General features: G+C 64.5%; 17 protein-coding genes and 5 tRNA genes. 11 read left to right on the forward strand and 11 right to left on the reverse strand.

Annotated features, from left to right (window positions below):
- Positions 1–45 precede the first annotated feature (45 nt).
- The 3 genes from AC07UW_RS18210 to AC07UW_RS18220 are packed head-to-tail and all read left to right on the forward strand — an operon-like array spanning position 46 to position 4,013.
- Complete coding sequence (locus AC07UW_RS18210; protein ID WP_495212617.1) at positions 46–2,520, forward strand: TonB-dependent receptor; 2,475 nt, start codon at positions 46–48, stop codon at positions 2,518–2,520.
- The gene (locus tag AC07UW_RS18215) at positions 2,507–3,307 is read left to right on the forward strand and encodes a ChaN family lipoprotein (protein WP_495212596.1); all 801 of its coding nucleotides are present in this window, start codon (positions 2,507–2,509) and stop codon (positions 3,305–3,307) included. The genes AC07UW_RS18210 and AC07UW_RS18215 overlap by 14 nt, the downstream gene beginning before the upstream one ends.
- Positions 3,300–4,013, forward strand: coding sequence for an energy transducer TonB family protein (locus AC07UW_RS18220; RefSeq protein WP_447945271.1), 714 nt, complete (start codon positions 3,300–3,302; stop codon positions 4,011–4,013). The genes AC07UW_RS18215 and AC07UW_RS18220 overlap by 8 nt, the downstream gene beginning before the upstream one ends.
- Here the strand turns inward: AC07UW_RS18220 and AC07UW_RS18225 are convergent.
- The 8 genes from AC07UW_RS18225 to AC07UW_RS18260 all read right to left on the reverse strand — a co-directional run bounded on the left by AC07UW_RS18225 (position 4,010) and on the right by AC07UW_RS18260 (position 14,022).
- Entirely contained in the window at positions 4,010–4,444 is a 435-nt protein-coding gene (locus AC07UW_RS18225; RefSeq protein ID WP_495212597.1) for a RidA family protein, read from the reverse strand. The two genes, AC07UW_RS18220 and AC07UW_RS18225, sit on opposite strands and share 4 nt — an antisense overlap.
- A gap of 114 nt (positions 4,445–4,558) precedes the next feature.
- A complete protein-coding gene (locus AC07UW_RS18230; RefSeq protein WP_312785641.1) occupies positions 4,559–5,461 on the reverse strand; it encodes a cation diffusion facilitator family transporter in 903 nt (300 codons plus the stop codon).
- 28 nt (positions 5,462–5,489) lie between these two features.
- A complete protein-coding gene (locus AC07UW_RS18235) occupies positions 5,490–7,778 on the reverse strand; it encodes an Orn/Lys/Arg family decarboxylase (protein ID WP_025879234.1) in 2,289 nt (762 codons plus the stop codon).
- Between the two features lie 20 nt (positions 7,779–7,798).
- Positions 7,799–9,151, reverse strand: coding sequence for an arginine/agmatine antiporter (adiC, locus tag AC07UW_RS18240; protein ID WP_223495435.1), 1,353 nt, complete (start codon positions 9,149–9,151; stop codon positions 7,799–7,801).
- 78 nt (positions 9,152–9,229) lie between these two features.
- Positions 9,230–10,672, reverse strand: a complete 1,443-nt coding sequence (locus tag AC07UW_RS18245) for a DcaP family trimeric outer membrane transporter (protein WP_495212598.1) — start codon at positions 10,670–10,672, stop codon at positions 9,230–9,232.
- Positions 10,673–11,192: 520 nt separating this feature from the next.
- A complete protein-coding gene (gene dsbG, locus AC07UW_RS18250) occupies positions 11,193–12,035 on the reverse strand; it encodes a thiol:disulfide interchange protein DsbG (RefSeq protein WP_394197238.1) in 843 nt (280 codons plus the stop codon).
- Between the two features lie 30 nt (positions 12,036–12,065).
- Positions 12,066–12,869 carry a redoxin family protein gene (locus tag AC07UW_RS18255; protein WP_495212599.1) on the reverse strand — a complete coding sequence of 268 codons (804 nt, stop codon included), beginning with the start codon at positions 12,867–12,869 and terminating at the stop codon, positions 12,066–12,068.
- A gap of 85 nt (positions 12,870–12,954) precedes the next feature.
- On the reverse strand, positions 12,955–14,022 hold the full coding sequence (locus tag AC07UW_RS18260; protein ID WP_495212600.1) for a GlxA family transcriptional regulator: 1,068 nt from the start codon (positions 14,020–14,022) through the stop codon (positions 12,955–12,957).
- Between the two features lie 183 nt (positions 14,023–14,205).
- On the opposite strand from AC07UW_RS18260, the gene AC07UW_RS18265 reads away from it, so the two are divergent.
- The 5 genes from AC07UW_RS18265 to AC07UW_RS18285 all read left to right on the forward strand — a co-directional run bounded on the left by AC07UW_RS18265 (position 14,206) and on the right by AC07UW_RS18285 (position 15,334).
- Positions 14,206–14,604 carry a heavy metal-responsive transcriptional regulator gene (locus tag AC07UW_RS18265; protein ID WP_025879240.1) on the forward strand — a complete coding sequence of 133 codons (399 nt, stop codon included), beginning with the start codon at positions 14,206–14,208 and terminating at the stop codon, positions 14,602–14,604.
- Positions 14,605–14,746: 142 nt separating this feature from the next.
- Positions 14,747–14,822, forward strand: a tRNA-Ala gene (locus AC07UW_RS18270).
- Between the two features lie 53 nt (positions 14,823–14,875).
- Positions 14,876–14,951 (forward strand) — tRNA-Glu (locus tag AC07UW_RS18275).
- Between the two features lie 182 nt (positions 14,952–15,133).
- Positions 15,134–15,209 (forward strand) — tRNA-Ala (locus AC07UW_RS18280).
- A 49-nt stretch (positions 15,210–15,258) separates the two neighbouring features.
- Positions 15,259–15,334 (forward strand) — tRNA-Glu (locus tag AC07UW_RS18285).
- 63 nt (positions 15,335–15,397) lie between these two features.
- Here the strand turns inward: AC07UW_RS18285 and AC07UW_RS18290 are convergent.
- Positions 15,398–15,814, reverse strand: coding sequence for a GNAT family N-acetyltransferase (locus AC07UW_RS18290; RefSeq protein ID WP_495212601.1), 417 nt, complete (start codon positions 15,812–15,814; stop codon positions 15,398–15,400).
- A gap of 78 nt (positions 15,815–15,892) precedes the next feature.
- On the opposite strand from AC07UW_RS18290, the gene AC07UW_RS18295 reads away from it, so the two are divergent.
- Complete coding sequence (locus tag AC07UW_RS18295; RefSeq protein ID WP_495212602.1) at positions 15,893–16,849, forward strand: SOS response-associated peptidase family protein; 957 nt, start codon at positions 15,893–15,895, stop codon at positions 16,847–16,849.
- Between the two features lie 9 nt (positions 16,850–16,858).
- Here the strand turns inward: AC07UW_RS18295 and AC07UW_RS18300 are convergent, their stop codons facing one another.
- Entirely contained in the window at positions 16,859–17,239 is a 381-nt protein-coding gene (locus tag AC07UW_RS18300) for a response regulator (protein ID WP_093819161.1), read from the reverse strand.
- 138 nt (positions 17,240–17,377) lie between these two features.
- Between AC07UW_RS18300 and AC07UW_RS18305 the strand changes: the two genes are divergently transcribed.
- Positions 17,378–17,463, forward strand: a tRNA-Leu gene (locus tag AC07UW_RS18305).
- Positions 17,464–17,566: 103 nt separating this feature from the next.
- Here the strand turns inward: AC07UW_RS18305 and AC07UW_RS18310 are convergent.
- The gene (locus tag AC07UW_RS18310; protein WP_495212603.1) at positions 17,567–18,469 is read right to left on the reverse strand and encodes a retropepsin-like aspartic protease; all 903 of its coding nucleotides are present in this window, start codon (positions 18,467–18,469) and stop codon (positions 17,567–17,569) included.
- A 181-nt stretch (positions 18,470–18,650) separates the two neighbouring features.
- On the opposite strand from AC07UW_RS18310, the gene AC07UW_RS18315 reads away from it, so the two are divergent.
- Entirely contained in the window at positions 18,651–18,893 is a 243-nt protein-coding gene (locus AC07UW_RS18315) for a hypothetical protein (protein WP_495212604.1), read from the forward strand.
- The last annotated feature ends 409 nt before the right edge of the window (positions 18,894–19,302 follow it).

Below are 19,302 nucleotides of genomic sequence, written 5' to 3' on the forward strand. Positions count from 1 at the left end.
TCTTCCCAGGGTGACGACGCACTGCGTCACTCCCTGGAGCCCACGATGCTGTCCCACCGCCCCCTTGTTCTTGCGCTGTCCCTTGCCTGCGCCGGTATCGCCCCCGTGCTTGCTGCCAACACCCGGGCACAGACCAGCGCAACCCGCCGCTACGACATTCCCGCCCAGCCGCTGGTCACCGCGCTGGACGCCTACAGCCGCCTCAGCGGTGTCGATCTGGTGATCGGCCGTGCCCTGCCGGGCAACCAGAGCGCACCCGCGCTGCAGGGTGACTTCGACGAAACTCAGGCATTGGCACGGCTGCTGACCGGTAGCGGCCTGCGTGCGCGCTTCATCGATGCACGCCGTGCCACTCTCGAACCGGCACCGGCCAGCACCGACGATGGCAGCCGCCAGACCGGCCCGTTGCGCGTGCAGGGGCGCACCGCCCATGCCATTGCACCGGGTGCCGGGGCGAGCCAGTACGTTCCGGCCACGCAGGATGGCTTCGCGCCGAAGATCGGCAGCGAACGGGTCGCCATGGCCGAGCGCCAGGACGGCAACAGTCTGCTGCGCTCGATGCCCGGCACCCACAGCTTCCACTCGCGCAGCCAGCCAGGCCTGCAGGTCAACATCCGCGGCATGGCCGGCGCAGGCCGGGTCAACACCATGATCGACGGCGTCACCCAGACCTTCCGCAACAACGCCGGCCATGGCTCGGGCGGCCCGTTCGCCTACGTCGACCCGTTTCTGCTGGCAGGCGTCGACGTACAGCGCGGCGCAGTCAGTGGTGGCGATGGTGCCGGTACGCTGGCCGGCAGTGCCAACTTCCGCACCCTGGACATCGAAGACCTGATCTCCGACGACCACGACTGGGGCCTGCGCGCAGGCTACCGGCATGGCAACAATGGCTATGGCAGCGGACGCACCTTCGCCGGCGCCTGGCGCCACAGCGAAGACGGCGGCGATCGCCAGTTCGGCCTGTTGGCAGCAGCCAGCAGCAGCCGCAGCAGTGAATACGCAACGTCCCATGGCCAGAAGAACAGTGCCGACCCCGGCAGCCAGCAGCCCAGCAGCTGGCTGCTGAAGGCGCGCCTGCAGCCCAGCGACCAGCACCGCCTGGACCTGAGCCACATGCGCTATGAAAACGACTTCTACCACAACTATCCCTGGCAGATTTCCGCTCGCAACCAGCGCGCCAGCTACCACTACACGCCCTACTCGCCGTGGATCGACCTGCGCGCCGGCTTCGCCGCCAACAAGACCCGGCTGTTCTATCCGCCCGTGGAAGATTCCAGCTACATCGGCCGGCGTACCCACAGCAGCCTGAGCAGCTGGAACGTGGACAACACCAGCCGCTTCGACATCGGCGCCGTACAGGCGCGCTGGAACACCGGCATCAAGCATCAATCGGACGTCTTCATTGCCGATACCCCCACCCTGCGTGGCGCCAACCCACAAGGGCGCAGCCAACTCGACAGCGTGTTCACCTCGCTGGAGCTGCAGTACGACATCTACGCGCTGTCGGCGGGCCTGCGCCAGGACCGCTATGGCATCCGTGGCCACGTCCCCACCTGTTCGGATGTGCCTGGGCAATGCCTGGAGATCGGGGGCGGTGGCATCGACGTCGATCGCACCCAGCATGCGCTCAGCCCCAGCCTCTCGCTGTCGGTGCAGGCCACTGACTGGCTGCAGCTGTTTGCCGAGGTCTCGCGTACCTCGCGGCCGCCGCGCGTGCAGGAAATGTTCTTCGAGAAGATCCCGCTGGAAGGGATGAGCGATGCCGACGGCGTCGGCGCCAACCCCTTCCTGCGCCGCGAGCGTTCGCGCAACCTGCAGTTTGGCGCCAACCTCAGCACCAGCTCGCTGCTGGTCGACGGCGACCTGGCGCAGCTGCGCCTGACCCGCTTCGACAACCGAATCCGCGACTACATCAAGCCGCAGTATCTGCTGATCGTGCATCCGCCGGAAGTCGAACCGTTGGTGGTGCCGATCGACAGCGACCCGCAGCTCAACGCGTGGACCGACAACCTGGACGTGGACGACTTCAGCACCACCACGCGATGGATGAACCATACCGGCGTGGTGCGCATGCGTGGCCTCGAGCTGGAAGCGCACTACGCCAGCGAGCACTACCACGCCACCCTCAGCTGGACGCGCTCGCGTACCAGCGCGCCGGCCATCGAATTCGTCAACCTGGAAGACATCACCGCCCTGCCCGACCGCTACTGGACGCTGGATGTCGGCGGCCGCTGGTGGCAGCAGCGCCTGCAGGCGGGTGTGCGCGCCGAGTACTCCGGCCCCACCGAAGAAGGCTATGACTTCTTCCAGACCCGCAAGACCGGCGGCACCGGCGTGCTACTGGACTTCTACGCCAGCTTCAAGCCACAGGCCAACACCACGCTGTGGCTGAACATCGAAAACCTGCAGAACAAGGCCTATGACAACAACGCCTCCATCGACAGCATCTTCAGCCCGATCCTGGACCGCGGCAACGGCCGCGGCCGTACCGTCTCGGTGGGCGTCAATGTGGCGTTCTAGCCAGCGCTGGCTGGCGCTGGGGCTGATCGCGCTTGCATCAGTGACCAACGCGCAGCCGATGCCCGGCAAGGTGATCGATCTTGCCAGTGGTAAGGAACTGGATCAGGCGGCCTTCGTGCAGCGGGTTGCCGCCGCTGAGCGCGTGCTGCTCGGCGAACGTCACGATATCGATGCCGACCATGCAGCCCAACGCTGGCTGTTGCAGGCATTGCAGCAGCAGCGTCCACAGGGTGCGCTGGTGCTGGAGATGATCGCCAGCGACCGCCAGCCACGGCTGCAGCGCGTGCAGCGCTGGCTGGACAGGGGCCATCAGGTCGAACCGCAACGCCTGGCCGAACTGCTGGACTGGGATCCCCGCTGGCCTTGGCCACGCTATGGCGGACTGGTGCAGATCGCCACCGACAGCGGCATTCGCCTGCAGGGCGGCAACCTGTCACGCGCTGACGTCAACACGCTGCTGGCGTCATCGCCCGAGGTGATGTTCCCGAGCACCGGCGCGCGGCAGCGGTTGTCAGCAGTGGTGCTGGCGCAGCACGCCGACGCTGCGCCCATGCTCAATGGCATGCTCGCCGTTCAGCACGCACGCGACACACGGATGGCACGGGTGCTGATGCAGTCGCCGGCACCCGCCCTGCTCGTCGCCGGCCGCTGGCATGTGCTGCGTGGCACCGGCGTGCCCGGCTATCTGCCAGCATCTGCGCCAGCGCTGGTGATCACGCTGGCATCAACCGACGAAGATGTGGCGGGCGATGACGCCGACCTGTTGTGGGTAGTCAGCGATGAGTGAGCGTCGGCAGCACTGGCAAGCGGTGACGATCAGCATCGGGCTGCACCTGCTGCCGTTGCTGCTGTTCGTCCATTGGGTGTCCACCCCGCCGCTGCTGCCGCCGCCGGAACAGGACGTGCGCATCAGCCTGCGCCTGCTGGCACCGGCCACGCCACCGCAGCCGGTGGAAGAACTGCAGTCCGAGCGCCCCAGCCAAGCGCAGCAATCACGGGCGGCCGAAACGCGGAAAGCCCCCCCGCCACCGCGCGCCACGGCGGCACCCGAAGGCAACCTCGCCGCCAGCCAGAAGAATGGCGACGGCCACCAGCCCTTGCCTGTGGCCCCGCCTGCGGCCGCGACCGATGCCCGTTCCGCACCGGCATCGATCACGGCCGCACCGCCCACCCCCGACGCACCACCGGCAGACTTCCAGGCCGGCGCCGCCAGCGACCAGTGGGAAGCCCGCCTGATGGCGCGACTGGAGCGTTACCGCTACTACCCCGCCGTAGCGAGGTCGCGGCGCCAGCAGGGCACCGCATGGGTCAGGGCCAGCATCGACCGCGACGGCCAACTGCGGGCATTGCGCCTGGAACAGTCCAGTGGACAGCCGATGCTGGATGAAAGCGCGCTGCAGACATTCCGCCGCGCGCAGCCTCTGCCCCGGATTCCAGAAGAACTGCCAGCTCCGCAGGAACTGGTGGTGCCGGTGGAGTACTACCTGCGCTAAGCGCTGTAGGCCTCTGCCTCGATCTCGAACAGCATTCCGTCCAACGCCAGCCGCGGCACCGGAATCAACGTGCAGGTCGGCGCTGCGCGATTAGCCCAACGTCGCCGCACCTGGCGGGCGATGATGCCCAGGCGATCCTCGTCGTGGCCGACCACCAGGATCCGCAGTCGTGCAACATCGGCCAGATCCGCATGCGCCGACCGCAGCGCGGTCTGCAGATTGTCCAGTGCCTGCGACACCTGCTCCTCGAAGCTCGGCGACAGGCTTCCCTGGTCGTCCTCGCCTCCCTGTCCGGCGATATGGATCACACGCGCCGGCAGTCGCACCACCGCCACATGCGAATATCCGTTGGCACTGGGATCGTGCAGGCCAGGCGGATCGAACAGATCCAGCAGGCCATGGCTGAAGTCCGGAGTGGTCAGCAGGTTCATACCGCATGCCTCGTGGGGAATGCGACGCAGTCTGCGACCTCAACTGCTGTTGAGGTCAAACCGCCTGCATGCAACAAAGCGGTCCACCACACGCAACGATCGGCAGGAACAACATCAGGTCCACGCCGGGTCCGCGGTGAAATCGATCGTCAGCCAGAACGTGCTGCTTCGCGCGTCCAACCGCACTGCGATCTCATCGCGCATCGCGTCCACCTCACCCACCGTGCCCAGCGGCGTCGACGGCGACGTCAGGATGTGGATCTCGATGAAGCGCATCCGCCCCATCTTCGCTACATGGCTGGTGAAGCCGGCATAGCCATGCTCGGTCACGAATGCCTGCATCACCTGCTGCACGCGCTCGTCCAGGTCATCGGGCGCCACCTGCAGCACTTCACGCATGGCCTTCCACGCACTGCGCGCCGGCACCGGCAACACCGCCAGGCTGATCAACGCCAGTACGATCGAATCCAGATAGGGCACCCAGTGGTGCCACTTACCGCCATGCAGCACCAGCGCCAACACGAAGGCCAGCACCACCGCCAGGCTCATCAATCCGCCCAGCATCCAGCCACGTACATCCAGCCACAGCAATGCCGACTGCAGCCTGCGGGCCCGCTGGGCCACGAACGCGGCCATGCCCAGGTTGCTGGCACTCAGCAGCGCCGCCCACCACAGCGCCGGCCCGAACTTCACTTCATGCCCGCCGGTGGTCAAGCCGATCACCGCGTTGGCCAGCGCATACACGCAGGCCAGAGACAGGATCACCCCGCCCAGCGCCTCGACCATCGGCTCCAGGTGCCAATAGCCGTACTGGAAGCGCGGGCTGTGCTCCCGCGCCACCAACCGCAGCACCGACAACGACACCAGGGTCAGGGCTACGTCGACCAGGCTGTAGATGCCGTCGAACAGGATGGCCTGCGATCCCACCAGCAGGCCACCGATGAAGCCGACCGCGCTGACCGCCACGGTGACCCCGATCGAGAACTTCAGGATGCGTTGCTCGCGCGCGGTATCCATCGTCCGCCGAAGGGCCGACCGTACCGGCTCAGGCCTTCAGCACCTCCACCTTGTAGGACGGCACGTCGCCATCGCGCTCGATGATAAGGCCATGCACATCCGACTCGAAGCCCGGGAAACGCGCGTTCTGCTCGCGGGCGATGCGCAGCGACTGGATGATCGGTTCGTCGCGGTCGCCGAAGCGCTCGCCCGGCATGATCGTGGGGATGCCCGGCGGATACGGCACCAGCATCGTTGCAGCGATGCGGCCGCTGATCTGCTCGATGTCGACCCGCTCGATCTCGCCCTTCACGAGATGGTTGTAGGCATCGGCCGGGGTCATCACCGGCGTCGGCAGGTCCACGTACATCTCACGCATCACCTTGGCCACCGCGAACTCCTGGTTGAACGCATGCAATGCGTCGCACAGGTCACGCAGGCCCCAGCCGGCATAGGCATGGGGATAATCGGCGGCCAGCGACGGCAGCGCCTGGGTCAGCGGCGCGTTGCGGTCGTACAGCTCCTTGAACGCCATCAGCTCGGTAACCAGCGTGCTCCACTTGCCCTTGGTGATGCCCATCGAGAACAGGAACAGCACCGAATACAGATTGGTCTTCTCCACGGTGATGCCGCGGCCCCACAGGAACTTGCTCAGCACCGCAGCCGGGATGCCCAGCTTGCCCATGCTGCCGTCCATCGACAGCCCCGGCGTCAACAGGGTCACCTTGATCGGATCGATCAGCACATAGTCATCGACCAGGTTCTCGAACCCGTGCCAATGCGCATCGGGCTGCAGGTACCACTCCTCGCGCTTGGCGACCAGCGGCGCCGGTGTATCGCCCTTGTCCAGGCTGCGCTCGACCTTTGTCGGTTGCCACACGCTGAACCACCAGTCATCGCGGCCCAGATCGTCGCGTACATGCAGCATCGCCCGGCGGAAGGCGATCGCCTCGTCATGCATTTCCTGCACCAGCGAACGCCCCGCATCCCCTTCCATCATCTTCGAGGCAACATCACACGCCGCGATCACGCCGTAATGTGGGCTGGTCGAGGTATGCATCATGAACGATTCGTTGAAGCGTTCGGCATCCAGGTCGCGGCTGGCCGAGTTGCGCACGTGGATCATCGAGGCCTGCGAGAACGCGGCCAACAGCTTGTGCGTGGAATGGGTGGTGAAGATGATCGCGTCCTGCTCGCGCGGCTTGCCCTTGGCCATGCCGTAGTGGTTCTCGTAGAACGGATGGAACGCGGCATAGGCGTACCAGGCCTCATCGAAATGCAGGAAGTCGACCGCGCTGCCGATCTCCTCGGCGATTTTCTCGGCGTTGTAGCACAGGCCGTCGTAGGTCGAGTTGGTCACCACCGCGATACGCGGCTTGGAACCGGCCTGGTAGGCCTGGCTGGCCAGCGGATTGGCCGCGATGCTCTGCTGCAGGGCTTCCGGGGTGAACTGGTCCAGGCTGATCGGGCCGATGATGCCGTGCGCATTGCGGCTGGGCGTGAAGTACACCGGCACCGCGCCGGTCATGATCAGCGAATGCAGCAGCGACTTGTGGCAGTTGCGGTCGACGAACACCACGTCGCCGCGGGCCACGGTGCCGTGCCACACGATCTTGTTGGCCGTCGACGTACCGTTGGTGACGAAGAAGGTGTGGTCGGCGCCGAAGTTGCGCGCGGCCTCGTCCTCGGCCTCCTTGATCGGGCCGGTGTGGTCCAGCAGCGAGCCCAGCTCCGGCACCGAAATCGATAGATCGCTGCGCAGCGTGTTCTCACCATAGAACTGGTGGAAGGCGCGCCCGACCGGTGACTTGGTGAAGGCCACGCCACCGGCATGGCCCGGTGTATGCCAGGAATAGTTCGACTCGGCCGCGTGGTGGATCAGCGCCTTGAAGAACGGCGGCAGCAGGTTCTGCATGTAGTCTTCGGCCGCACGCATCACCTGCCGCGAGATGAAGCTCTTGGTGTCTTCGAACAGGAAGATGAAGCCGTGGATGTACTTGAGCAGCTTGCTCGGTACCTTCTCGATGGTGCGTCGCTCGCCGTACAGGAACACCGGCAGGTTGGCCCGGCGCGCACTCTGCTCGCGCAGGAAGGCGGTCAGGCGCTGGAACTCGCCATCGACCTCCTCGCTGCCGTCGATCGAGATCAGCACCGCCGAAGCGGCCACATAGGTACGGGCGCCGGCGCGCGCGTCATCCAGGTTCAGACCGCACAGCACGCGCTGGTCATTGCTGCGCAGCTCTTCCACCAGTGCACGGATGAGGATGCCGCCGATACGCGGCGAATCGTAGTCGCCGTCAATGACGATGACCGGATAATCCAGGGACTTGAAATACACGTTGATTCTCCTTGTCTAACTCAGGAACGCTGGGCGCCGGCAGAGATCGCCGCCGCCTCGCGGGAACGCTGCCGCTGCTGGCGACGCTCCTCGCTGAAGAAGGGATAGAACACAGTGATGAACAGCACGAACAGGAAGGCGTACTGCACGATCGTTCCCGACGAGCCGTAGATCGCCCACAGGCAGTACACGACCGTCAGGCTGGTCAGGGTCCAGAACGCACCGGTGTGCACCAGCGTGTGCGAACGCTCCACCACGAAATAGCAGGCCACGCACGAGTAGATGTACGGCAGCAGGGTCAACACCACCGCCGCCGAGGTGATCACGTCGAACTGGGCCGAAGCGGTCTTCGAGGTGGAGGTCACCAGCACCGCCAGGGTCATCAGCACGGCCACGATCAGCACGCCCTTGACCGGCACGTCGTCCTTGTTGGTCTTGCTGAAGATGCTCGGGAACAGGCCATCATCGGAGGCCGCCTTGGCGCTCTGCGCGGTCAGCAGGATCCAGCCGCCCAGCGAACCCGCGGCGCCGATGAAGGCGCACAGGCTGACCAGCGCACCACCCCAACCACCGACGGCCTTGGCCGCCGCCAGTGCGAACGGCGCATCAGACACCTGCAGCTCGCCGTTGGGCACCATGCCCATGATCACCGACGAGCTGGCGATGTAGGCGATGGCGGCCAGGAACACACCGGCCAGGGTGGCGCGGGCCACGTTCTTCTCCGGGTTTTCGACCACACCGGCCGTGACCGAGGCCGACTCGACGCCGATGAAGGCCCACAGGGTCAGTGCCGCAGCACTGGAGATCGCACCGAAGTTCGACTCGCCGGAGACGTTGTAGGCCCCCTTGAAGATGTCGGCATCGAAGAAGAACCACCCGAAGATGGCGATACCCAGGATCGGCACCAGCGCGAAGCTGGTGGTGACCGTCTGCACGCGGCTGACGAACGCCGGTCCGATCATGTTGGCAAAGCTCAGCGCCCACACCAGGATCAGCACCGCGATGCAACGCACCAGCGGCTCGGACAGGATCGGGAAGAAGTAGCTGAAGTAGCCCACCGCCGCGATGGGAATGGCAACGTTGCCGATCCAGTTGGCGAACCAGTAGATGGTGTTGGTCTGGAAGCCCATGTAGGGACCGAACCAATCGCGTGCATACGCATACGGGCCACCCGCTTTGGGCGCCAGCTTGCCGAGCTTGGCGAACACGAAGGCCAGCAGCAGCGCACCGGCCGTGGTGATCAGCCACCCCCATATCGAGGCGGTACCGATCTTGGCCAGGCTGGAGGGCAGCAGGAACACCCCTGAGCCCATCATGTTGCCGGCGACGAGGAAGGTGGCTCCGACCACCCCGATTTTCTTTGCTTCTGCCATGACAATCTCCTGTACCTGGCATGGGCCCGGTGAACCCGGGCGTGGGGAATGGCTACGCTGGCATGCTGCCGCTGGCGCTTACTTGATGAAGTTGTATTGCAGGCTGCCCTGTACCCGGACCGTGTCGCCGCGCGCTCCGCTCTGCTGCTGCAGGCGGCCGTACAGCAGTTCCATGCCCATCGTCCACGACGGTGCCGGGCTCCAGATCAGGTTGAACACGCCATAGCGGCTTTGCCGGAATGCATCACTCGGCAGCGCCGCATTGCGCTCCAGGGTCAGCTGACCGTAGATCAGGTTCGATCGCCACAGATCAGACCAGTAGTGGGTATAGCCGACGAAGCCACCGTGCAGGTCCAGCGCATCGATGCGCCCACCGGCACCTACCACGGCGTCAAGACCGGAACCAGTGAGATCGGCGGTATAGCGGCTCAGGCCGCGGCCGCCCAGCGCGCCGAACAGCAACAGATCGCGTTCCCCCACCGAGGCCGAGCCACTGAGCTGCGCGCCACCGGCAAAGACGCGGTCACGGCGGGCATCGCCGTCGTAGGCCAGATTGCGCGCCACGACGCCCAGTTGCAGGTGGCCCCAGTCACGCTCCATGCGCGCGATGGCACTCACATCCGGCAATCGATTGACCGCCGCCATCGCATCGCTGGCGCCGGCCAGCTCGGTGTCCGGGTCTTCGGCGGCCAGGGTCAGGGTGTTGCCCTTGCCCAGTGCAAAGCTGTGATGGATGCCGGCCACCAGCAGGTAACCGGCGCCGCCGGGTCCGGCAAAATCCAGCGTGTCAGGCAGGCTGTCCGGGTCCATGAAGCTGGAATACCCGTAACCCGCATACGTGTTGCCAAGCTGGCCGTAGGCATGGCGCAGGCGGAACTGATAGCCATCGCTGCTGCCGAAGAAGTCATTCTCCAGATAGAAGCGCAGGTTGCCGTGCGTGGTTGGACGCCGCGCCTCGAAGCTGAAACGCGTCTGCTTGGCGTGGATATTGAAGTTCGAGACGTCGCGATGGCTGCCGCCCACCGGCATCGACGAGGGAATGAACTGATCCTCGTCCCCGGCGCCGCGCGAATCCGCAATCGCATCGAGCTTGGCATAGCCACCGATGCGGATCACGGTGTCGGTGCCGGGAATGGCGAAGAAGCCTTTCAGGTCCGGATCGGTCGGGCCGGCGGCGCTGTCCGGGCGCGAGGCCGCCGTTGACGGATCGGCCACCGATTCACGCTGGGGCAGCACGGTCGGCGACACGCCAGGAACCTGGGTCGGGTGCAGGATGCCGCTGGCGGTTGACACCGTCGTGGTCGCCTGCGGTGCAGCGGACGTCGGCGACGGCAGTACAACGGGAGCCGCAGCCGCGTGCTCTTCGCGTCGTTCAAGCTGGTCCAGACGCTGCTGCATGCCCTGCAGCGTCTGCCGCATCGCGTCGATCTCCCGACGCAATGCCTGCGCATCCTCCTGTGCGTGCAACGGCATCGCTGCCATCGCCGTCAGGCACCCCATACTCAGTACCGCCAAGCGCATTGCATCCTCCCCGGACTGGAACTTCCGCCGCGCGGCCGAGCAGCGCGCGTGCGCCGCCCCGACCTCAACGAGCCGTTGCTGGAAATGCGGGTACTGCGTCGACGACCGTCGCCAGCCTGCGCGATGCAGGCAACAGGGCGATGACATTGCCCCACCTGCCCGGACAGCGCCGGAGTCGCTTCCCCTTCGGCAGCGCTGCCGAAGGGGTGGCGACCGCAGGGGTCTGGGTAACAAGCGCTGGGTGAGAATGTCGTGAATGGCATTGCGCGCACGCCCTCTCGAGGGCATGACGTGTGCGGCATCCATAGCGCAGTGACGCTGTATTCCATGCGCCAAGGCTAGTTCGACTGTCGTTTTTGGCCTTGATTGGAATCAAAGCAAAATGCTTGATGTCAGTCACGATTCAGACGTGACATCTGTTCGTGACGTGCGCAGCCCTCTTCGCCGGGACTGTCGCAGAAAGCAACAGGCCCACATGTCGCCATGTGGGCCTGTCACTCGGTTCAGCAGCCCGGGGGCCTCAGCGCGGGCCGAGTACCGCCTGCAGATCATTGCCCTGCGGAAGGCCGGCACGTCGCTGCACCTGGCCCTGTGCATCCTGGAACAGGATGCCCGGCGTGCCCTGGAAGCCCATCTCCACCATCAGCACCTGATTGGCATCCAGCTTGGCCGCGATCTCCCGGCTGATGCTGGGCAGCGGCTTGATGCCACCACGATCGAACTGATGCTCGTTCTCCAGCAGTGCCGCACTGGGATCGCGTGCGGCCATGATCGCCGCCGCCTTGGCCGGACTGTCCTCACGGATCACGCCGACCATGATGTGGCGCAACTGCACCTTTCCTGCGTCGACCCAGGGCCGTGCCGCCTCCCAGAATTTGTGGCAATAAGGACAGTTGGCATCACTGAAGGTGTACACCACGCGCGGCGCTTCGGCCTTGCCATCGCGTACCCAGGCACTGGTCTCCAGCTTGCTCCACATCTTGGCCGACATCGGCGCGGCAACCAGCTTCTCCAGCGTCTCGGCTGCAACTTCGTTGCCCTCGGCGTCGAACAGGCTGCCCACCAGCACATGCTTGCCATCGGCGGTCACGTAAGCCGCCGCCGGCTGCTGGCCGCCAACCATGCCGGCAAAGCCGCGCAGGCCGCCCGGCGCGTCGAACTCGGAGACCACCTCGAAGCCATGCTTCTCGATGCCCTTCAGGACAGCCGGCAACTCACCCTTCCTGGCGGCTGCCGTTGCCGAAGCCGTTGCCGGTGCAGCGGCACCCTTGCCCGGTGGGGTCTGTGCCTGGCTGCAGGCAGCCAGCGCCAGCATGGCCGGAAGCATCAGCGTATGCGCGATACGCGGGGAAATCGACAACATGGAAACTCCGTAGTGGGATGCCAGCGCAGGCTACCGTAGCCGGCGCAGTTTGTGTTCAAGGCCGGCCTGGGTCAGTTCGCCGAGATGCAGTTCCCGCAACCGCCCCTGCGCATCGAAGAAGAGCGTGGAAGGAAAAGCCCGGACGTCCAGCGTGGTCGACGCAGCCGATGACTCATCCAGCAGGACGTTGCCCAGCGCGATGTGTTCAGCGGCAAGAAAGGTCTGGACCTCCACAAGAGTCTCGCCCTGGTTGAGGAAGACGAACTGGATATCGGCATGTTTCTGCTGGGCCGTCGCCAGTACCGGCATCTCCCGGCGACACGGGCCGCACCAGCTGGCCCACAGGTTCAGCACCAGCGGCTTGCCATGAAACTGCTTCAGCTCAATCGCCCTGCCCTGCAGGTCGACCACCTGCAATGTGGGCAGCGGCATCTGCTGTGCCTGCCAGTACGCGAGCCCCTGGCTTGCGCCGCCCCACAACAGCAATCCAGCCAGGGCACCTGCCAGCACCGGCGCCCTCAACGGGCGCTGCCCGCGCAGCCGCCACAGCGCCCAGGCAAATCCAGTGCCAACGACGACGGGCAGGTGGTACCCGCCATCGGCAATCTGCAGCACGCTCCAGGGAGCTTCACGGTAGAGGCTGAAATGCGCTGCGACAAAGGACAGTCGGCCACACAGCAGACCCACCAGCAACATGTCCAGCACCATTCCAGCCACGGGCGGCCGAACCTGCCCTGGCTCACCACGCGACCAGATCCGCGCAATGGCCATTGCCAGAAACAGGAAGATCAGGATCAACACCACCGGCATCGGCACCGGCCCAATACTCGACATCAATTCACCCGCTCTCGCCTGCAGAGACCTGCATGGTCAAATCGTCGTGCCCGCGATGCAAGCACGACGCATCCAACATCGTTCATCAAGCGGCGTTGCGCCCCAGTTGCGTGCCCGGTGAGGCGCTCAACCCACGCAGGCTGCCGGCCACGGCAGACGTCAGCGGTCGATCGCGGCGTTTGCTGCTGACGTGGCGACGATAGTTGGCGGGCGTCAAACCGACGATGCGCAGGAACAGCCGGCGGAATGCGCTCTGATCGGCGTAACCCACCCCCCAGGCAACCTCGTCGATGCTGGCACCTTGCTGCAGCAACGTCTGCGCCTTGGCCACGCGCAGCCGCTGGCAGTACTCGATGGGCCGCAGCCCGGTCGCCTTCAGGAAACGACGCTGCAAGGTCCGCGGTTCCAATCCAGAGATCTCACAGATCGCCCCCAGCGTGGCCCCACGTGCGGCCGTGGTATGCAGCCAGCGCTGCGCCTTCAACACATCACGGTCACCATGGGCGAAGTTGGCACTGAATCGCTCGAGATCCTGCTGGATCCCCACTGGCACCACTATCCCCAACTGCTGTGCCACCGCGCTGGCCACGCCCTGGCCGTGCAGCCGGTACAGCAGGCGCAGACCGAGGAAGCGCCAGGCCTGGGCCCCGCCCACGGTGAGCAGATCGCCATCATCGACGAGTGCACGCTCACTGGGTGCCCAGCTGCCGACCTGCACCTGCAGCGCCGGATGGCGGTTGAGGTCAGGGCCTGACACCGTGCGCCCCGTCAACAGACCCGCCCGTGCCAGCACACTGACCCCGTCACCTGCGGCGGCCAGCAGGCTGCCGCCGTCGTAGTGGGCCCGCAACCAGTCCAGCAGGACATCCTCGGCGCGCAGCGACGCACCGGAACTGACCTGGCCCGGCAAGGCGATCACTGCGGGAATTGCCGCGTCCAGCATTTCGGCACCGGCAATGCGATGCACGCCGGTATTGCTGGCAGGCACAATCCAGCGGGTGACCAGCACCCGCTTGCAGGGCCGTCGTTGCTGCTGCGCCAGACGATTGGCGACGTGCGCCATTTCGGCAAGCACCGATGCAGCCGACGGGTCGCCTCCGGGGTATTCAACCACCGCAACCTCGACGAATCCTTCGTTGCTGATTCCCTCCACTCCCCACCTCCTCTTCCGGTTCAGGCCGTCGAGCGGCCGGTTCAGGTTGAGGGTAGGAACTGCTTTGCCCCGGGGGCTATGAAGAAAGTTGCAAAGTGTGCTGAATGGGCGACGCAGGCAAAGCCTTGACTCTTGACCAGAGTCCAGGGATGACTATGCACGGCAGGTCCAGAGGAGTCCGCCGTGAACATTGGTCAGTTGGCACGCCAGGCCGGCGTCCCCATCGACACCGTCCGCTACTACGAACGTCAGCAGCTTCTGCCCACCGCGGCACGTACGGCAGGTGGCTATCGCATCTTCGGCGAGCAGGATCTGCGACGCCTGCGCTTCATCCGCCGGGCAAAGACACTGGGCTTCAGCCTGGACGAGATCGGTGAACTGCTTTCCCTCAGCGATCATCCTCCGCAGGACATGGGCAGCGTGCGTGACACCGCGCGGATTCGACTGCAGGACATCGAACTGCGGATGGCCGAACTGCAGCGCATGCATGGCGCCCTCTCGCAACTGGTCGATGCCTGCCCCGGACATGGCGCGCTCGACCAGTGCCCGATCCTGGCCGCGCTGACCGGGGAAGACCGCTGAGCGCCTGGCGTCTGCGTCGACACATGTGCTGCCTGGCAGGCGGAAATCGCCTCCGCGCCATCGCGCGCCATGTGTAGAAAAGTGCAACAAAGCGCTTGCCAACCCCCGGGGGCACAGCTATTATTTCGCTCCTCAGCGACGTGGGGCCATAGCTCAGCTGGGAGAGCGCCTGCATGGCATGCAGGAGGTCAGCGGTTCGATCCCGCTTGGCTCCACCATACTTTCGGCATTAGGCCGTCGAAAGGTCGCAAAGAACATTGATGAGATCTGCGTCCCCATCGTCTAGAGGCCTAGGACATCACCCTTTCACGGTGGCGACCGGGGTTCGAATCCCCGTGGGGACGCCACTCATCATGAACAACGAGGACCCGGCCGATAACCGGGTCTTTTTTGTTCACCGCCCACCGGCATTCAGGTTGTGGCGTCGGAACGCTCCTGCCATTGTGGCAATGAACGATTCGATGAAAAAGCTTCAAAAAAAGCTTCCACAAATGTGAACAGGCAGGTATGATAGGCGGCTCGGTAACACGGGGCCATAGCTCAGCTGGGAGAGCGCCTGCATGGCATGCAGGAGGTCAGCGGTTCGATCCCGCTTGGCTCCACCACTTTCGACATTAGGCCGTCGAGAGTTCTACAACTTGAAGTTTTTCGTGCGTCCCCATCGTCTAGAGGCCTAGGACATCACCCTTTCACGGTGGCGACCGGGGTTCGAATCCCCGTGGGGACGCCAATCTTTGAAACCCCGGCTTCGGCCGGGGTTTTTCTTTGCCTGCGATTCCCTGGTGACCGCGTTTCAGAACCGGCGATACATGCCGATCGAGGCTGGCGCCGTCGCCGCAAAGCCAAACTGCGCATACAGCCGATGTGCCTCGCCATCGGCCAACAGACTCACATACGCCGACGGCGGCAGGTTGCCCTGCATCCAGTCGCTCAGATGCTGCATCACCGCCTTGCCCAGACCCCGCCCCTGCAGACGGGGCAGCACGGCGATATCGCAGACCTGCAGGTGGCAACCACCATCGCCGATGATCCGGCCCATCGCTACCAGCTCGCTGCCCTGGTAGGCACAGACACCGAAAACGGTATTGGGCAATGCCCGCGTCGCTGCCTCATGGGTCTTTGCACTGAGCCCGGCCAGCGCACGCAGCTGGCAGTAGTCCTCAACCGTCGGCACCGCCTCGCGGAACTGGATCGTCTCTGGATCATTCATGCAACGTCTCCTGGAAGGTCGGGCTATCCTGCCGCATCCTTGTCGCAGCCGCTGCGACCCATCTTCCGGCAGAGTCCCATGTGCTATTCCGCCCTGATCCGCGCCGACTACGCCAAGCTGGTCCGCGAGTTCGGCGCCGTCCTCTCCCTGGAGGAGTTCGCCGAACTCTATGCGCATGATCCCGGCAAGAAACGACCGAAAACGCCGAAAGCGATGGACGACGGATTTGCCGGTGCGCGCACCGAACTGGGCCGCGACATCGTGGCGAAGATCCAGCAATGGCATGCACAGGAGCGGCAGCAGCTGCAGGCCGAGCTGGAGCGGCAGCTTGAGCGTCGCGACATCGCCAATGCAACCCTGGCCACCCGTCCCACGCAGAAAGCACGCAATGACCTGCGCGTTGCCGGCAACCGCATCGAACGGGCGCAGGCGCGACTGGACGACCTGCACCGGGAACAGCTGCTGCCACGCGACAACCGTATTTTTCCTGGCACCTACGCGCCGGTGATGGTCAGCGAGAATGGCCGGCGCGTGATCAAGCCGATGCGCTATCAATGCCGGCTTCCGGACAAGCCCGCGCGCAACGATGTCCTCTACCCCGGCACCTACAATGCGCGGCGGGACAGCCTGGAAGGCTATTGGCGCGGGGCCTTCGGACTGCGCCACGGCGTGGTGGTGGTACAGGCCTTCTACGAGCACGTTCCTCGCGACGCCATTGCCGGCCGCCCCCTGCACAACGACGAGAAGGAACAGGACGTGGTGCTGGAGTTCCGCCCTGATCCGCCGCGCGACTTGTTGCTGGCCTGCCTGTGGGCGGAATGGGAGGGCCCGGAAGGACGCCTGTTGTCGTTCGCCACCATCACCGACGGACCGTCAATCGATGTTGCCGCTGCCGGCCATGACCGGGGCGTACTGCCGATCCGCGCCGAGCATCTGGACGCATGGCTCAACCCGGACCCGGACAACCTGGCGGCGCAGTACGCCATCCTCGACGACCGCGAGGAGATCCGTTATGTCTACGATGAAGCGGCCTGAGCGGTCGGATCAGGCGTTTGCGCTGGAGCGCCCCACTGCGCGGACCAATGCCTTGGACAGCTCCGCCGACAGATAGGGCTTGATCAACAGCACCCCCGATCGCATCGCGACCGGCAGTTGTTCGGCGGTCATGCCGGTGGCGAGCACGAACGGCACCCCGCGCGCGGCCAGCGCCGCAGCGACTGGTTCACTGGTCTCGTTGTGGGCCAACCGGTAATCCAGCAGGGCCACGTCAGGGTTGGCCTCTTCCAGCAGGCGCAGTGCCTCGGCAACGGACGCGGCAAGACCAACGACCAGAGCACCGGAATGCACCAACTGCATCTGCAGCAGCGCCGCACTCATCTCGTCGTTCTCCACTACCAGCACCCGCAGGTCCTGCAACGCTGACATAGGCTATCGCTCCGTGCCTGTTAAGCCTTGCCAGTATAGCCAGCAGTCGGCCGATACCGACAATTTGAAGCCATTTCGGCCCCGTTCGCCCGCACCTCTATGAACGCCCGCCCGGCTCGGGTACACTAGCCCGCTGCTGCCGGTGTGGCGGAATGGTATACGCAGCTGACTCAAAATCAGCCGGGGGTGACCCCATGAAGGTTCGAGTCCTTTCACCGGCACCACAAGCCTTGCAACGCGAGGCTTCCAGAAGGAATGGCGTAATGGAGTCGTGAATCAGCCGACTCCGGCCAATTCTCCTCCCCACTTCCCCTCTCGATCGTCCTGTCACCGCCGCAGTTGCTGCAGCACCGCCCTCCCGTTGGGACGCAGATAGACGTCGCCGGTCTTGGTGTCCAGCAGGATGTTGAAATTCCGAAGAACTTCACTTCCGATCGTGCCATCGCCACTGGAGCCGTCTTCGTCGATGGTGAAAGACACCTTGGGCTGGTCCAGACGAATCCCCTGAATATCCGCCGAGGGAACGCGAACGTCGACCGCGCGGATCTTCTTGCCTGCGCTCCCACTGAACTGTGACGTTCCGATCTTCTTCGTAAGAACATCCTGGAGGTTGTGTCGGGAACTGTAGGAATACCCCAGGTCGATGGTCCCGTTGCTGCCGGTATCCAAAGAGAGCCACGCCTGGAGTGATGCGTTCTCCGCATGCAACGTCACTTCGACAGCGGGAATGTTGTCGATCCATCGCGTGTTCATCCTGGTGTATCCCGCCGTGCTGGGCAAAGTGCCATGCACGAACAGGGTCTTCTTGTCGTAGTCGATCTCGACAACGCTCCCCTCGAAGAATTTCCAGCCGAGAACTGCATCGAAGGGCCGATTCTGGTAGTCGATTACTGCGGCGCCCAACGTTCTGCTGGCACCGCCGAGAGCGACCGTGTTGTTCGTACTGTAGTCAACCAACGTCGTGCCGTCCGCGCCGGTGTTTTCGGATTGATCGTCGATTTTCATACCAGCCAGTTCGCTTGTAGCGACCGACACGGCCATACCGTCCGCCCCCGTGTCCACCAGGAAACGGAGGGGGCGCGAATGATTGATCGTGCCTTCGGCATATATTCGATGGTCCTTGCCCAGCTCGAACGGGATCGCGATGGTCTCCGCGGAGACGGCAGGAGCACCACAAAGGGCAGTCACCGCGAGAAGGGCAAGAAACCGGATACGGCAGATCCTGGACATTGGCAGTTTCCGTTGGGCAAGGCATGAGTCCATGCTCCGCCTTGGATGCGCCACCGGGCCAAATGGTTTAATGCGAAGCCTGGCTTGGCCGCGATCGCGAGCCGGCGTATAACGCAAAACTCCGGCATCAAGGAAGCTGTAGACTTCGGCTCCATGGAAAACGGGCGTTAAGGATTCGAGCATGGCCGACACTGGATTGTTCCTCCTCAGCGATGTTTTCGGGCAGGAAGACGACAGCGGCCGTCTGCTGCAGGTAACCCAGGTGATGTGTCGATGTCTGGAATGCTCGTGCCGGTTCACCGGGCGGCCCAACGAAGGCCTGATCGATCTCCCCGGTGGCGCAATTCTCAGTTGCCCCAAGTGCCCCAATCGGCAGGCTATCAGCCTGGCCAGATTCGCAGACTTTCTGCAGAAGAACGTTTGATGCTCGGGCGTCCAGCGCTTTGACCGGTCCTGGTTGATCAAGCGGCGATTGCACAAGGGTCGACCAGCGTCCTCAGCCTGTCCGTTTAGGCAGAATCCATAGCGCTTCAGCTCCAAAACTCTTGCTGAATCCGCACTCTCGTCACAAGATCAACCCGCTCCACCCTGCAGCATGCATTGACTCTTCGGTACACGGCCATGCCAGACACAGGTCTTTTCTACGTTCTCAACATCGACCCGATGCGCGATCAGCAGGGGAACATCCAAAGCGTCATCGCCATCAGCGTCCGGTGTAACAGTTGCCAGCACGTCACTCACTCGACAGGCCCCGACCTCCAATCCATACCGGGCGGTACGCTGCTCGCTTGTGCCCAATGCGGAGGGCGCCAAGCCGTCAGCAACGCCCGCTT

The sequence above is a fragment of the Stenotrophomonas sp. GW821-FHT02D01 genome, from assembly GCF_059421765.1.

Bases quoted from the DNA above. Each gene is read 5' to 3' on its own strand.
- AC07UW_RS18300 (WP_093819161.1), bottom strand. From the start codon at position 17,239: ATGTCAGCGTTGCAGGACCTGCGGGTGCTGGTAGTGGAGAACGACGAG.
- AC07UW_RS18295 (WP_495212602.1), top strand. From the start codon at position 15,893: ATGTGCTATTCCGCCCTGATCCGCGCCGACTACGCCAAGCTGGTCCGC.
- AC07UW_RS18215 (WP_495212596.1), top strand. From the start codon at position 2,507: ATGTGGCGTTCTAGCCAGCGCTGGCTGGCGCTGGGGCTGATCGCGCTT.
- AC07UW_RS18245 (WP_495212598.1), bottom strand. From the start codon at position 10,672: ATGCGCTTGGCGGTACTGAGTATGGGGTGCCTGACGGCGATGGCAGCG.
- AC07UW_RS18210 (WP_495212617.1), top strand. From the start codon at position 46: ATGCTGTCCCACCGCCCCCTTGTTCTTGCGCTGTCCCTTGCCTGCGCC.
- AC07UW_RS18220 (WP_447945271.1), top strand. From the start codon at position 3,300: ATGAGTGAGCGTCGGCAGCACTGGCAAGCGGTGACGATCAGCATCGGG.
- AC07UW_RS18315 (WP_495212604.1), top strand. From the start codon at position 18,651: ATGGCCGACACTGGATTGTTCCTCCTCAGCGATGTTTTCGGGCAGGAA.
- AC07UW_RS18310 (WP_495212603.1), bottom strand. From the start codon at position 18,469: ATGTCCAGGATCTGCCGTATCCGGTTTCTTGCCCTTCTCGCGGTGACT.
- adiC (WP_223495435.1), bottom strand. From the start codon at position 9,151: ATGGCAGAAGCAAAGAAAATCGGGGTGGTCGGAGCCACCTTCCTCGTC.
- AC07UW_RS18290 (WP_495212601.1), bottom strand. From the start codon at position 15,814: ATGAATGATCCAGAGACGATCCAGTTCCGCGAGGCGGTGCCGACGGTT.
- dsbG (WP_394197238.1), bottom strand. From the start codon at position 12,035: ATGTTGTCGATTTCCCCGCGTATCGCGCATACGCTGATGCTTCCGGCC.
- AC07UW_RS18225 (WP_495212597.1), bottom strand. From the start codon at position 4,444: ATGAACCTGCTGACCACTCCGGACTTCAGCCATGGCCTGCTGGATCTG.
- AC07UW_RS18230 (WP_312785641.1), bottom strand. From the start codon at position 5,461: ATGGATACCGCGCGCGAGCAACGCATCCTGAAGTTCTCGATCGGGGTC.
- AC07UW_RS18255 (WP_495212599.1), bottom strand. From the start codon at position 12,869: ATGTCGAGTATTGGGCCGGTGCCGATGCCGGTGGTGTTGATCCTGATC.